Raw genomic sequence first — 14701 nt, forward strand, 5'->3', positions numbered from 1 at the left:
CGTGCTCTACCAACTGAGCTATTCCCGCATATTTTGCAATTTGCCCGCACCGCTTTCGATTGAAAATCTATCTCGGTACGGGGAGCGCATTATACGAAAAATTCATTTTCTGGCAAGCCCTCCGGCACGAAAAAATGAATTTTTTTGTTCAGATGCCGATAAAACCGGCAAATATGCTATAAAACACGCAACCTGAACTAATATTAACCGACCGGCGGCTGAAAATCAGCCACCGTTTTTTATCACAGGCGGATAAAGGTTTCGCGGTAGTAAGCCAGTTCCGCGATTGACTCGCGGATATCATCCAGCGCCTGGTGGGTGTTTTTCTTGGTGAAGCCGTCCAGCACTTCCGGTTTCCAGCGGCGGGCCAGCTCTTTCAGGGTGCTGACATCCAGGTAACGGTAGTGAAAATATTGCTCAAGCGCCGGCATATAACGGAACAGAAAACGGCGATCCTGGCCGACACTGTTACCGCAGATAGGAGAAGCGCCCTGCGGCACCCACTGCTCCAGGAACGCGATAGTGGCCTGCTCTGCCTGTGCGTCGGAATACGTGCTGGCGCGGACACGTTCAGTTAACCCGCTGGCGCCGTGTGTGCGGACATTCCAGTCATCCATCAGACCTAATTGTTCATCAGACTGGTGTACCGCCAGAACCGGGCCTTCCGCCAGAATATTCAGGTTTGCATCTGTCACAATGGTGGCGATTTCGATAATCCGGTCACGTTCCGGGTCAAGTCCGGTCATTTCCAGATCGATCCAGATAAGGTTCTGTTCACTTTTTGCCATGTTGTATCCTATAGTTACCTGAGTATCCGCCTGTTTTTTGTTCACACGGATTGAATGATGACGGGTAAAATGAATGGTGTATCATAGCGCGTAATCCGCCCTGCCGCGAGTCACCCCGGCGGGCACTTTCTTCTTTACGTGGTGTCAAAACAGACGAGGTTTCGTTGGCTAAACAAAAACTTTCCAAAGGTCAGGTACGGCGTGTTCAGGCAAACCAGCAGCGCAAACTGCGCAAAGAGAACCGCCCGGAGCCTGAGGACAGCCTGTTCGGTGAGGCTCAGGAAGGACAGGTAATCAGCCGTTTCGGGCAGCATGCGGATATTGAAGCCGCAGACGGCTCGGTACAGCGCTGCAACCTGCGCCGCACCATCAAATCACTGGTCACCGGTGACCGCGTGGTCTGGCGTGCGGCGTTGCAGAATAACGAAGAAGGCCGTGTTAACGGGATTGTTGAGGCAGTGCATGAACGTGAATCGGTACTGACCCGTCCTGATTTTTATGACGGTATCAAACCGATCGCCGCCAATATCAACCAGATCGTGATTGTTTCCGCGATTTTACCGGAATTATCACTCAATATTATTGACCGCTATCTGGTCGCCTGCGAAACACTCGGTGTGGAACCACTGATTGTGCTCAACAAAATTGACCTGCTGAATGACGAAAGCCGCGACCAGGTCAATGATTTAATGAATATCTATCGTAATATCGGATACCGTGTGCTGGAAGTATCCGGCTACACCAACGAGGGGATTGATGCACTGACGGCAGCACTTGCCGGACGGATTTCCATCTTCGCCGGACAATCCGGTGTCGGAAAATCCAGCCTGCTCAATACATTGCTGCCGGAAAACGCGGATATCCTGGTCAATAACGTTTCTGATGTTTCCGGGCTGGGTCAGCACCCCACCACCGCCTCACGGCTGTATCATTTCCCGCACGGCGGGGATGTGATCGACTCACCGGGAGTGCGTGAATTCGGGTTGTGGCACCTGACACCGGAACAGGTCACTCAGGGATATACGGAATTCCGCGATTATCTCGGCGGCTGTAAATTCCGTGACTGCAAACACGGGGATGACCCGGGCTGTGCGCTGCGCGAAGCTGTGGAGAACGGCGAAATCAGTGCGGAACGCTTTGAAAATTATCACCGTATTCTGGAAAGTATGGCACAGGTGAAACCACGCCGTAATTTTACGGCCGGTGAAGACTGACAAGCGCAATAAGCACAGGTACAATAGCCCCCTTTTGTTCAGAATTCGCCGGAAAAACCGGCAGATAACAAACAATACCAGAGGTCGATGTGCTGGATACTCTTAAAATAAAATTACAATATTTGCTGCCTAAACAGTGTCTTACTCAGCTGGCGGGCCGCTTTGCCAACAAAAAACTTGGCTGGCTGACACAGTTGGTGATCAAAGCATTCGCCAAAGCCTACAAAGTGGATATGCAGGAAGCGAAAGAGAGCGAATTTATCGCTTACAGTACCTTCAATGAGTTTTTTATCCGCGCACTGAAAGAGGAAGTCCGCCCTATCGTACAGGGCAGCGAAACCCTGGCACTGCCGGCAGACGGCACCATCAGTCAGCTGGGGCTTATCCGTGACGATCAGATTTTACAGGCCAAAGGGCATAACTACACCCTGGAAGCCCTGCTCGCCGGAAACTGGCAGCTGGCGGATCTGTTCCGCAACGGGCAGTTTGTAACCACTTACTTATCTCCGCGTGATTACCACCGCGTGCATATGCCGTGTGACGGCCATCTGCGTGAAATGATCTATGTCCCGGGCGACCTGTTCTCCGTTAACCCGCTGACCGCCGCCAATGTCCCGAACCTGTTCGCCCGTAACGAGCGTCTGATCTGCGTGTTTGACACGGATTTCGGCCCGATGGTGCAGATTCTGGTGGGCGCCACGATTGTCGGCAGTATGGAAACCGTCTGGTGCGGTATGGTCACCCCGCCGCGTGAAGGGATTGTCCGCCGCTGGACTTATCCGGCACACGACAGCGTCTGTGCGGTAAACCTGAAAAAAGGCGAAGAGATGGGCCGCTTTAAGCTCGGCTCCACCGTGATCAACCTGTTCCCGGCGGATACAGTGGCACTGAACAGTGCACTGGCAAACGGCGTTTCCACCCGTATGGGTGAACTGCTGGCCACCCGCATTACGGCGGATGATGCCGCCTGCGCGGAAGAAAGCCCTGCATGCCCGTCACAACCGGACGCCGCTGCCACTAACTGAGGACTCTCCCCTGTGCGCCTGATTATCTCATTTTTACTGGCGGTTTTTCTTTTCTCCCCGCTGACAGCGGTATATGCGGCATCGGATATTAACGAGCCGCAGATCCGCCAGGAACTGAAGCGGATTGAGAGCAGTAAAGATCCGAAAGATATTGAGATGGCTCAGGCGTTACAGGCGACCCTGAACTGGCTGACAGACAGCAAAGCCGCGGATGAACGCGCACAAAACTATCAGGATACCATCGATAACTTCCCGAAGCTGGTCAGGGCATTACGTCAGCAGCTGCTGGAAGAGAGTGATTCCCCGGCCAAAATTCTCACCACCCGCCCTATCAGCGACCTTGAGCAACAAGCTATCCAGCTCAGCGGACAGTTACTGGAGCAGGGACGGCTGTTACAGCAGGAGCAGGACAAAAACCGCGAAATCAGCGATTCTCTGACCCTCCTGCCCCAGCAGCAGTCCGAAGCCCGCCGTCTCCTGAATGAAGCCACCTCCCGCCAGCAGGGACTCGCAACCCCGCTGACCCCGCTTGCCGAAGCTCAGGCCACGCTGGCCGCCGCAGAAGTGCAGGCACGCAAGGCAACGGTCAATGAGCTGGAACTGGCTCAGCTATCTGCCAATAACCGCCAGGAACTGACCCGCATCCGCCTTGAACTGCTGCGTAAACGCTATCAGCGGCTGGATCTCGAACTTCAGCAGTTGCGCAGTGTGCTCAACGGCAAACGTCAGCAGAAAGCGGAACTGGCGCTGGAACGCACCGAACTGCTGGCCGAACAGGCCGGTGATTTACCGCCGTACCTGAAAGAACAGATTGATATCAACCGCGAACTGTCGCAGGTGCTGAATGATCAGGCCGCGCACATGAGTGATATCGGAGAGATGCAGCGCCAGGCGGCAACCGATATCCAGAAAGCGCGTCAGGTACTCGGCACCATTCAGGAGCAGGCACAGTGGCTGAACGGCTCAACCGCACTGGGGGAAGCCCTGCGGGCACAGCTCAGCCGCCTGCCGGACATGCCGAAACCGCAGCAGCTGGATAAAGAGATTACCGACCTGCGTGTTGAGCGTCTGAAATATGAAAATATGCTCGATGCCCTGTCCGGTAATAATAATGAACCGGATACGTCACAAACAGCCTCCCTCCCGCCGGATCAGGCTTCCCTCTATCAGCAGCTGATTCAGAACCGCAAAGAGCTGCTCGGCTCCCTGCTCTCCGGTTACGATACCGAAATTCTGGAGCTGACCAAGCTCAAAGTGACCACCAGTCAGCTCAGTGACGTGCTGATTGAAGTCCGCGACGACACCCACCGCTATCTGTTCTGGGTGGCGGATGCCACACCGGTTTACCTCAATTACCCGATTGAGGTACTGACCAGCCTGACCAAGCTGCTGTCCCTGGATACCCTGGCGCAGCTCGGCGGTGCATTTAAAACTATGTTCTCGTGGCAGAACAAAGAGATTTCGCTCTATATCATCGGCACCCTGCTGCTGGCGATTTTCGGCCTGAACTACCGCCGTCACTATCAGGCATTTCTGGACAGAACCAGTCAGCGTATCGGTAAAGTAACACTGGATCGCTTTTCCATCACACTGCGCACCCTGTTCTGGTCTGTGCTTGTCTCTCTGCCGCTGCCGGTACTGTGGTCCGCTATCGGCTACGGGTTACAGAATGCCTGGCAGTACCCGATGGCAAAAGCGATCGGTGACGGTGTCAGCGCCACCACACCGGTGCTGTGGCTGTTTATGTTCTGCGCAACCTTTGCCCGGCCTAACGGGCTGTTTATCGCACAGTTCCGCTGGCCGGAAGCCCGCGTTAAACGGGCAATGCGTTTCTATCAGCTTTCCATTTTTGTCATTGTGCCGCTGATGATGGCAATGACCACCTTTGAATACTTCAATGACCGGGAGTTTGCCCCGACACTCGGCCGTCTCTGCTTCCTGCTGCTGTGTGCCGCGCTATTTATCATTACCAGCAGCCTGCGCCGTGCGGGAGTTCCGCTCTATCTTGACCGCCACGGCAGCGGCGACAATGCCGTCAGCAAAGGAATGTGGTGGCTGCTCCTGCTGGCACCGGTAGTGGCGGCGATTGCCGCTCTGCTCGGCTATCTCGCGACTTCACAGGCACTGCTCGGCCGCCTGGAAACCTCGGTCGCCATCTGGTTTATGCTGCTGGTGGTCTACAACATTATCACCCGCTGGATGCTGATCCAGCGCCGCCGTATCGCCTTTGAACGTGCCAAACAGCGCCGTGCTGAAATCCTGGCACAACGGGCAAAAAGTGATGATGACAGCAGCGTCAACAGTAATGCCAACAGCGCGGAAGGTGTGATTGATATTGAAGAGCAGGTCATTGACCTCGATACCATCAGTGCGCAGTCAGTCGGGCTGGTCCGTTCGATTCTGACCATGATTGCCCTGGTATCCTGTATTCTGCTCTGGTCTGAACTGCACACCGCCTTCTCCTTCCTGGAAAATATCCGGCTCTGGGATGTCAGCAGCAGTATCAACGGTGTGGATACCCTCCAGCCGATTACGCTCGGCTCTGTCTTTGTCGCCATTCTGGTGATTATCATCACCACGCAGCTGGTGCGGAACCTTCCCGCATTGCTGGAACTGGCGCTGTTACAGCATCTCGATCTGACTCCGGGTACCGGTTACGCGATTACCACGCTGACCAAATACAGTATTACCCTGGTCGGCGGGATTGTCGGCTTCTCGCTGATCGGCATTGAATGGTCGAAAATGCAGTGGTTTGTCACTGCAATGGGTGTCGGGCTGGGCTTTGGTTTACAGGAGATTTTCGCCAACATTGTTTCCGGCCTGATGATCCTGTTCGAAAAACCGATCCGTATCGGCGATACCGTCACCATCCGTGACCTGACCGGCAGCATCACGCGCATCAACACCCGCGCCACCACGCTGACAGACTGGGACCGCAAAGAGATTATCGTCCCGAACAAAGCCTTTATTACCGAGCAGTTTATCAACTGGTCACTCTCAGATACCGTCACCCGTATCGTCCTGACCATCCCGGTCCCGGCGGAAGCCAATCCGGAGCAGGTCACTATTCTGCTGCTGATGGCGGCACAGGACTCGGCAATGATTCTGGACACGCCAAATCCGGAAGCTTATCTGGTTGATTTACAACAGGGTATTCAGATTTTCGAACTGCGCGCCTACGCCGCTGAAATGGGACACCGCCTGCCGGCGCGTCATGAGATCCATCAGAATATCCTGCGCAGCTTCGCGGAAAACAATATCATCCTGCCGTTCCCGCCATTTGAGGCGCGTGTGGATATGGTGGGAAATATTCTGCGCAGCGGCACAAAAAATCTGTCGGGCCGTAACCCGATGCGGAAATCCGGCGGGTTGTGATAACCGGTAAAGCCAGATAATAAAATTTAAGATATACTGCTGACAGTGAATCGTCATCTTAAATTTTATTATCTGGCAACCATTTTAAATAGAATGAATACAAGCAAGTTAAATTTGGGATGGTGGAATATTGGTATATCCCCGCCAATACGCTCCAATAAGGCGAAAAAAACTGATGCTATTACTTTAGCCGGTAATTATATAACGCAGTTCATTCAGCAGCGGGATCTTGATTTTTTCGCACTTTGTGAAGTATCTGAAGATGAATCCTGTTTTCTTAATGATTTAGCTAAAAAAGAAAATCTTACATTTATAGATTTAACCAGCTCTGTTGGTCGCATTCTTATCGACATCTCTGTTATTTATAATCCTGAAAAATTATCCTATGTAGAACATACTCATCTGACAGAAGTCCAGCCCGATGGGAAGTCATTACGGGCAGGTGTAAAAGTTATATTTAAAGAACTGAAAAACAATGACGAGATCGTTTTTTACTTATCACACTGGCCATCAAAACTCAGAAATAATGAATCTGTCCGCGAAAGCATTGCTACTTATATAAGAAATGATATTAATAATATTCTGGATAAAAATATAGATACTAAAATAATTTGTATGGGTGATTATAATGCCCAACCTTACTCCTATGCATTACGTAAAAAACTCTTTGCAACCCGGGATTTTCATCTGATAGAAAAAAGAAAAAAACTACTCTTTAACCCGTTCTGGAAAATTCTGTCTGATGGTTTGTACAATAATATCGGTACCTATTACTACAGCGCTCCTTCCGCTAACCGGTGGTATGTGTTTGATCAAATGATTTTTTCATCCTCTTTCGTAACACGAAACAAGGATAATCTTAAGCTTATTCTCAATAGTACAGATTGCCATAAAGTGATCAATGACATTGACAATGCAGTCTCAGACGTGGTGTATTTAGATAACTTTGACCATTTACCTATTTTTTGCGGATTACATTATGAGTGATAACGACGACATCCTGAATTCAATTAGAAGCTCATTCCAGAGCGCATTAGATATTGTAGAGATAAAAAAAGATATTGAGTCTAAAACATTCGATTTGCTTAATTTAGTTAAAGAATCAACAAACAATATCGTGTATCCGGAAATTAAAAATATTGATAATAATAAACTAATCAGTATGCTCTCAGCACAAACAATATATGACAAAGCCATATATCTGAAAAGTGAAACCAACCCAGAAATAAAACATCTTTTATGTGAATATTCGTTAAATAAATCAACCGGATTTCCGGTAACTGTTCGATATAAAAAAGAAGAGTTTTCATGTAATACAATGGATATTTTAAAGTCAACATTAACAGATATTTTAACCACGCCCGAAACAGCAATGGCTATGGCCAACTTATTTTATGGTAAAGAAGCTGATTATTAAGTATAAAAAATAGCCGGTATCAGAAGTAACTGGCTATTTTTATTAATACTTCCTATTCTGGCCACACAGAACAGGCTCTTTTTCTGTTATATCTGAAAAAACTGTACATTCATCCACCAACCAGATGATATCAATACCGGAGAGCCAAACCTGTTCCGGACAACCGGATATGCTTTTTTGTATAACAGAACCGCCCCCCGGATACTACAGGAACAGCTCACGCTTTGTTCATTTCCGGGGTCAGTATCACGTATGCCACAGAGCTCTCATTTTTTATAAAATCACTTCTTCACGTAAATTTATACCTGATAAGCAATATTAATGATTGCGCCGTTTGCTTCATACCACGTTTAATCATGATTATTGCTGTCCGGGAGAAAATTTTTCTCCTGATATCACTTTACCTCTCTCTAAAAAGCATTATTTTTTCTGATTTACATCCTTTATGATAAAGATATTAAAAAATAAGCCTGCTGATAACAAAACGTTATTACATAATACGTTGTTTAAATCGCACCCGTTAAGAACAACATTGTTTAAGATTTAAACATTAAGGATGTTATTTATGGCGATAAATACGACACGTTCCGCAGCGGAAAATTCCGGAATGAGTGAAGAGCAGTGGCGTGCAGCGACCAAATTTGATGGTACCGACGCCGGCTGGGTTATTATGAGCATCGGGATGGCTATCGGCGCCGGTATTGTTTTCTTACCGGTTCAGGTCGGTCTGATGGGGTTATGGGTTTTCCTGCTATCCTCCGTTATCGGCTATCCGGCCATGTATCTGTTCCAGCGGTTATTTATTAACACGCTCGCGGAATCCCCGGAATGTAAAGACTATCCGAGTGTGATTACCGGTTATCTCGGTAAAAACTGGGGGATATTACTCGGAGCGCTGTATTTTATTATGCTGGTGATCTGGATGTTTGTTTATTCCACTGCCATCACAAATGACAGTGCGTCTTATTTCCAGACTTTCGGTGTGACAGAAGGATTATTATCCGACAGTCCGTGGTACGGATTAATTCTGATTTGCCTGCTGGTCGCTATCTCTTCACGCGGCGAAAAGCTGTTATTTAAATTATCCAGTTTTATGGTGCTGACCAAGCTGTTTATTGTCGCCGCACTCGGTATATCGATGGTGGGCATGTGGCACCTGTATAATATCGGCTCACTGCCGCCGGTTGGCCGTTTAATTAAAGAAGCGGTTATTACACTGCCGTTTACCCTGACATCCATTCTGTTTATTCAGACTCTCAGCCCGATGGTCATTTCATTCCGCAATCAGAATGTGAACCGGGAAGTGGCCCGCTTTAAAGCCCTGCGGGCAATGAATATCGCCTTTATTATCCTGTTCTGTACCGTCTTTTTCTATGCCGTTTCCTTTACCCTGGCAATGGGTCATGACGAGGCGGTTAAAGCTTATCAGCAGAATATTTCCGCACTGGCAATCGCCGCTAAATTCTTCCCCGGCGGCTGGGTAACTGTGGTCAGCGTAATGCTGAATATTTTTGCGGTTATGACGGCGTTCTTCGGGGTATATCTCGGGTTCCGCGAAGCCACGCAAGGGATTGTGATGAATATTCTGCAGCGCATGATGCCTGCGGAGCGGATTAATGAAACCCTGGTGAAATACGGCATTATGGTATTTGCGGTGCTGCTGGCCTGGGGCGCCATTATTCTCAACGCACCGGTACTGAGCTTTACCTCAATATGCAGTCCGATTTTCGGGATGGTCGGTTGTCTGATTCCGGCTTATCTGGTTTATAAAGTCCCGATGCTGCATAAATATAAAGGCATCTCCCTGTATCTGATTATTTTTACCGGGATGCTGCTCTGTGTGTCGCCGTTCCTGGCATTTTCCTGATAATACTCCCAGAAACAAAAAAGCCGCCGGATTTATTTTCCGGCGGCTTTTTTGTTGATCTGAATATAAAAATTACTGCTGATATAACCGGCGCAGATAATGAGCAACCGCATCATCCGCATTAGAGCCAATCACTTCCATTTCCGGCAGAATATCTTTCAGGCGCTGATGTGCTCCCGCCATAATGCAGCCTTTTCCGGCCATTTCCAGCATTTCGCGGTCATTCATACCGTCACCGAAAGCAATGCAGTCATTCAGGCGGTAGCCCAGTGATTCCGCGACCTGCTGCAGCGCCTCACCTTTAGAGACACCTCCGGCCATCACTTCCAGACAGCTGCGCAGAGAGAAACTGACATTCACTTTATTGCCGAAACGCACGCGGATTTTGGCTTCCAGCGCGACAAGTTTCTCGTGATCGTCACAGGTAAAGTAGACTTTGCAGACCTGATCAACCGGAAAATCATTACGGTCAAACAGCTCATACATAAAAACAGATTCCTGGAAAAACTCTTTCTGTTCCGGGCTTTCCCGGTTGATCATCCAGCCGTCACCCCGGTAATAGTTGGTGAGGATATCCGGGTTATCAAACTCCATCAGGCACAGCTCGCGGACCACATCCGGATCCACATCATGACTGAATACCAGCTCACCTTTGGTGTTGTGTACCCGCGCGCCGTTGGAGGTGATCATAAACGCGTCAATCCCCAGTGCATCACGGATCTGCGCCACATCCACATGATGGCGGCCGGTGGCAAAAACAAAATGCACGCCTTTATTGATGGTCAGCAGGCGGAGGGTTTCCTTGGTGTAGGGAGTCAAACTGTGGGCAGGTGATAATAACGTTCCGTCTAAATCTGAAGCAACCACATGATACATATGCAAATTCCTGAAAATTGATTAGTGGAGTCCGAAAAAATGACAAATCGCATTGAGCGCAACAGCGCGCAACGCGTCTTCTTCGAACAGGATCTCGTGATAAGCTCCCTCAAACGTCAGAGGCATATGTTCTTCTTCTTGTCCTGTCCGGGCTTTACGGCGGTTTTCGCAGAAAGCCAGCAACTCCCGATTGTCCACCACCTTATCCTCTGATGCCATCAGCACCATCAGCGGGGTGTTTATCTCTCCCGCCTGCGCAATTATTTTCTGCCCGATATCAATGCTTTCGCGTAACCAGTGATACGTGGGTCCGCCGAGACGTAAAGCAGGATAGTCAGCATAACAGCGCAGGTAACGCCGGTACCGCGGGTAACTGTGGGTCAGCATGTTGATTAAAAACGGCAACGGCTGCCACTTCCCGGTTGATACCGCATACTCATTGCGTTCCGACGGCCGTTTATCAGCCCGGTTCACAATCATATTCGCCAGCCACATCGGCATCGGTAAATTGATACCGAACATCGGGGCACATAATACCGCGGCACGGAAGGTGTCCGGCTCGCGCAACAGATAACCGCCCAGTATCGCACCGCCCATCGAGTGCGCCAGTGCATAGCGGTAAGCGTAATTTTTCTCCGCCAGCGCGATGTTGGTGAACTGAGAAAAATCATCAATATAGTCGTCAAAACGCTCGACATGGCCTTTTTGCGGATCATCCAGCATCCGCCCGGAAAGCCCCTGCCCCCGGTGATCCATAATAAAGACATCAAAACCGAGGTGGAAAAAATCGTACAGAACTTCCGGATATTTGACATAGCTTTCGCTGCGTCCGGAACTGATCACCAGCACTTTGTCATGCGCAGGATCGGTAAACTGCACATAGCGGATAGTGACATCATCCGTGCCCTGAAATGTCCGCTCATCCCGGTTGCTCCAGAAATCAAGTAACGGGCCGTTCACAAAGGCGGAATACTCCGCTTCGCGTTCCAGCCAGCTTGCTTTCAGGGTATCCGGTGGCAGCATAGGGTGATCCTTTAGTCATCAAATCCGGTGAGATGCTCGCGGATAAGGGCCATAAATGCATCGCCGAATCGTTCCAGTTTCCGCTCTCCGACGCCATTTATCAAGAGTAAATCATTTGCCCTGACCGGGCATTGTTCCGCCATTTCAATGAGTGTGGCATCGTTAAACACCACAAACGGCGGGATATTTTCCTCATCCGCAATGGATTTGCGCAGCTTGCGCAATTTCGCGAACAGTTTTTTGTCGTAATTACCGCCGTAGCTGCGGGCAGTCTGACGCGGTTTGATATTCTGGATCCTCGGCACCGCGAGTTGCAGCGGTACTTCGCCGCGCAGAACCGGACGGGCGGATTCGGTTAATTGTAACGCAGAATAATTGGCGATGTTTTGCGTTATCAGCCCTAAGAGGATCAGCTGGCGCAGCAGACTGACCCAGTGTTCCTGGCTTTTATCTTTGCCTATACCGTAAACCGCGAGTTTGTCGTGTCCGTATTCACGGATCCGCTGATTATTCGAGCCGCGCAGCACATCCACAATATACCCCAGACCAAAACGCTGCCCGGCGCGGTAGATGCAGGACAGCGCCTGCTGTGCCTCAACCAGCCCGTCATACTGTTTCGGCGGATCCAGGCAGATATCGCAGTTACCGCACGGTGTCTGGCGGTTCTCACCGAAGTAATTGAGCAATACCAGACGGCGGCAGGTCTGTGCCTGGGCAAACGCGCCCATGGCATTCAGCTTGTGCTGTTCGATATCTTTCTGCGGCCCGGCCGGTTTTTCATCCAGACAGCGGCGCAGCCACGCCATATCCGCCGGGTCATAAAACAGAACCGCTTCCGCACTGACCCCGTCACGTCCTGCACGGCCGGTTTCCTGGTAATAGGACTCAATATTGCGCGGGATATCAAAGTGCGCGACAAAACGGACGTTGGATTTGTTAATCCCCATCCCGAACGCCACCGTGGCGACCACGACCTGTAAGTTGTCCTTGAGGAAAGCATCCTGGACCCATTCACGCTGTGAATTATCCAGGCCGGCATGATACGCCGCGACACTCAGCCCGCGCTTTTGCAGACGGGCGGCGACATCTTCCACTTTATTACGACTGTTACAGTAAATAATACCGCACTGGCCTTTCTGACCACGGACAAACATCCACAGCTGATCAAACGCTTTATATTTTTCCACCAGCGTGTAGCGGATATTCGGGCGGTCAAAGCTGCTGATGTGGATCAGCGGGTCACTGAGGCGCAGCCGCGAGCAGATATCAGAACGGGTAGTATTATCGGCGGTGGCCGTCAGGGCAATCACCGGCACACCCGGCAGATGCTGGCGAAGCTCGCCTATCGCGCAGTATTCCGGCCGGAAATCGTGTCCCCACTGAGAGATACAGTGCGCTTCATCCACCGCCAGCAGCGACGGCTGCCACTGCTGTAACTGGCGGATAAAACTGCTCATCAGCAGGCGTTCCGGTGCCACATACAGCAGTTTGATGCGGTTATTGTGACACCCTTCCAGTACCTTCTGCTGTTCCTGCGCGGTCTGTGCCGAATTCAGATAACCGGCTTCCACCCCGAGCAGGCGCAGCTGATCGACCTGATCTTTCATCAGGGAAATCAGCGGTGACACCACCACTGTCAGCCCCGGCAGCATCAGTGCCGGAATCTGATAACACAGTGATTTCCCGCCGCCCGTCGGCATGACCACCAGACAATCGCGTCCGCCGGTCACGGTATCGATAATATCGGACTGTCCGGCACGGAATTGCTGATAACCAAAGACCTGGCGCAGGATAGCGTCAGCGTCGGGCAGGGTATTGATGACTTCAGCGGTAGACACGCAGCTCCTCAGGTGAAACAGAAATCCGGGCAGTGCATTCTGCCGGTGAAAAGATGCTTCTATGCTAGCTCAGTTTGCCATCAGATAACAGACTATCCGCACGGACGGTGATAATATTCGATCGGTGCTGAGCTTTTTTGCGCACACCTTCTGGTGTAATTTTGTGATGCGCGTTACACTTTCACATCTTTTTAACGTCTTTGCTGCCATCCGGCGTATCGCAGGCGATCACATTTTACGAATAATTAATTAATGACGTGATTATTCACGTTGTAACTATGTAGTATCAATGCGAGAGTGACCGCGCCGGCAGGCATCTTCTTTTCTTCTTTCTTTCAGACTTGGACTATCATGAGCCAGCAACAGACCGTAAAAGGCGTCCTTTGTGCTCTCGGCGCTTACTTTATCTGGGGTATTGCCCCTGTGTATTTCAAACTGATCCAACAGGTGCCTGCGGATGAGATCCTGACACACCGGATTATCTGGTCATTCTTTTTTATGATCCTGCTGATCACCGTGTCACGCCAGTGGCCGCGTATCCGCCAGATTATCCGCCAGCCGAAGAAGATCATGATCCTCGCGCTGACCGCCTGTATTATCGCCTCTAACTGGCTGATCTATATCTGGGCGGTGAACCACAACCATATGCTGGAAGCGAGTCTCGGGTACTTTATTAACCCGCTGGTCAACGTCCTGTTCGGAATGCTCTTTCTCGGTGAGCGTTTCCGCCGTATGCAATGGTTTGCCGTGTGTCTCGCCTTTACCGGCGTGCTGATCCAGCTCTGGCAGTTCGGTACTGTGCCGGTGATCGGGCTGAGTCTGGCCATGACATTCGGCCTGTATGGTCTGCTGCGCAAAAAACTGGGGGTGGATGCCCAGGGCGGAATGCTGGTGGAAACCCTGTGGCTGCTGCCGGTTGCGGGAATTTATCTGCTTTTCTTTGCCAACAGTGCCACCAGCAATATGACCATGAACAGCCTGACGCTGAATCTGCTGCTGATTGCCGCCGGGATTATCACCACCGTGCCGCTGCTGCTGTTTACCGAGGCCGCTAACCATCTGCGTCTCTCCACGCTCGGCTTCTTCCAGTACATCGGTCCGACCCTGATGTTTGTGCTGGCGACCACCGCGTATGGCGAGGCCATTTCTGCTGAGCGGCTAATCACCTTCGCCTTTATCTGGGCGGGACTGATTGTCTTTACCCTGGATGCACTATACACCCAGCGCCACCGTTACAAAAAAGCGTGATATTCTGTGAGACAGCGCCGGATCTGCCGG

At 50.7% G+C, this 14701-nt stretch carries 12 protein-coding genes; 8 read left to right on the top strand and 4 right to left on the bottom strand.

Annotated elements, in window-relative coordinates:
• On the top strand, nucleotides 1-196 hold a 196-nt coding region (locus HMPREF3119_RS19530; protein ID WP_210388507.1), incomplete at its 5' end, for a hypothetical protein.
• Nucleotides 197-242: 46 nt separating this feature from the next.
• Here HMPREF3119_RS19530 and orn read toward each other — a convergent pair.
• Nucleotides 243-788, bottom strand: coding sequence for an oligoribonuclease (gene orn, locus HMPREF3119_RS17995; RefSeq protein ID WP_004234467.1), 546 nt, complete (start codon nucleotides 786-788; stop codon nucleotides 243-245).
• Between the two features lie 164 nt (nucleotides 789-952).
• Between orn and rsgA the strand changes: the two genes are divergently transcribed.
• The 6 genes from rsgA (at nucleotide 953) to HMPREF3119_RS18025 (ending at nucleotide 9686) form a co-directional block, all read left to right on the top strand.
• Complete coding sequence (gene rsgA, locus HMPREF3119_RS18000; RefSeq protein WP_070580475.1) at nucleotides 953-2002, top strand: small ribosomal subunit biogenesis GTPase RsgA; 1050 nt, start codon at nucleotides 953-955, stop codon at nucleotides 2000-2002.
• 89 nt (nucleotides 2003-2091) lie between these two features.
• On the top strand, nucleotides 2092-3027 hold the full coding sequence (gene asd / locus HMPREF3119_RS18005; protein WP_015422318.1) for an archaetidylserine decarboxylase: 936 nt from the start codon (nucleotides 2092-2094) through the stop codon (nucleotides 3025-3027).
• A gap of 12 nt (nucleotides 3028-3039) precedes the next feature.
• Nucleotides 3040-6402 (top strand): miniconductance mechanosensitive channel MscM, encoded by a 3363-nt coding sequence (mscM, locus tag HMPREF3119_RS18010; RefSeq protein WP_070580477.1) that lies wholly within the window; start codon nucleotides 3040-3042, stop codon nucleotides 6400-6402.
• A gap of 114 nt (nucleotides 6403-6516) precedes the next feature.
• Nucleotides 6517-7389: an endonuclease/exonuclease/phosphatase family protein gene (locus tag HMPREF3119_RS18015; RefSeq protein ID WP_246829299.1), complete on the top strand. Its 873-nt coding sequence runs from the start codon at nucleotides 6517-6519 to the stop codon at nucleotides 7387-7389.
• Nucleotides 7382-7819 (top strand): hypothetical protein, encoded by a 438-nt coding sequence (locus HMPREF3119_RS18020; RefSeq protein WP_036418217.1) that lies wholly within the window; start codon nucleotides 7382-7384, stop codon nucleotides 7817-7819. Before HMPREF3119_RS18015 ends, HMPREF3119_RS18020 begins: the two co-directional genes overlap by 8 nt.
• Before the next feature lie 556 nt (nucleotides 7820-8375).
• A complete protein-coding gene (locus HMPREF3119_RS18025; protein ID WP_004234458.1) occupies nucleotides 8376-9686 on the top strand; it encodes an SLC5/6 family protein in 1311 nt (436 codons plus the stop codon).
• Between the two features lie 72 nt (nucleotides 9687-9758).
• Here HMPREF3119_RS18025 and yigL read toward each other — a convergent pair whose 3' ends face one another.
• From yigL to recQ, 3 genes are read right to left on the bottom strand one after another with little or no spacing between them, the layout of a single operon-like run.
• A complete protein-coding gene (gene yigL, locus HMPREF3119_RS18030) occupies nucleotides 9759-10562 on the bottom strand; it encodes a sugar/pyridoxal phosphate phosphatase YigL (protein WP_004241342.1) in 804 nt (267 codons plus the stop codon).
• 21 nt (nucleotides 10563-10583) lie between these two features.
• On the bottom strand, nucleotides 10584-11585 hold the full coding sequence (gene pldB, locus HMPREF3119_RS18035; RefSeq protein ID WP_079549163.1) for a lysophospholipase L2: 1002 nt from the start codon (nucleotides 11583-11585) through the stop codon (nucleotides 10584-10586).
• A gap of 11 nt (nucleotides 11586-11596) precedes the next feature.
• Nucleotides 11597-13423, bottom strand: coding sequence for an ATP-dependent DNA helicase RecQ (gene recQ, locus HMPREF3119_RS18040; RefSeq protein WP_070580479.1), 1827 nt, complete (start codon nucleotides 13421-13423; stop codon nucleotides 11597-11599).
• A 351-nt stretch (nucleotides 13424-13774) separates the two neighbouring features.
• On the opposite strand from recQ, the gene rarD reads away from it, so the two are divergent.
• Nucleotides 13775-14671: an EamA family transporter RarD gene (rarD, locus tag HMPREF3119_RS18045; RefSeq protein ID WP_036413186.1), complete on the top strand. Its 897-nt coding sequence runs from the start codon at nucleotides 13775-13777 to the stop codon at nucleotides 14669-14671.
• The last annotated feature ends 30 nt before the right edge of the window (nucleotides 14672-14701 follow it).

This window comes from Morganella sp. HMSC11D09 (assembly GCF_001807955.1).
Classification (GTDB): domain Bacteria; phylum Pseudomonadota; class Gammaproteobacteria; order Enterobacterales; family Enterobacteriaceae; genus Morganella; species Morganella morganii.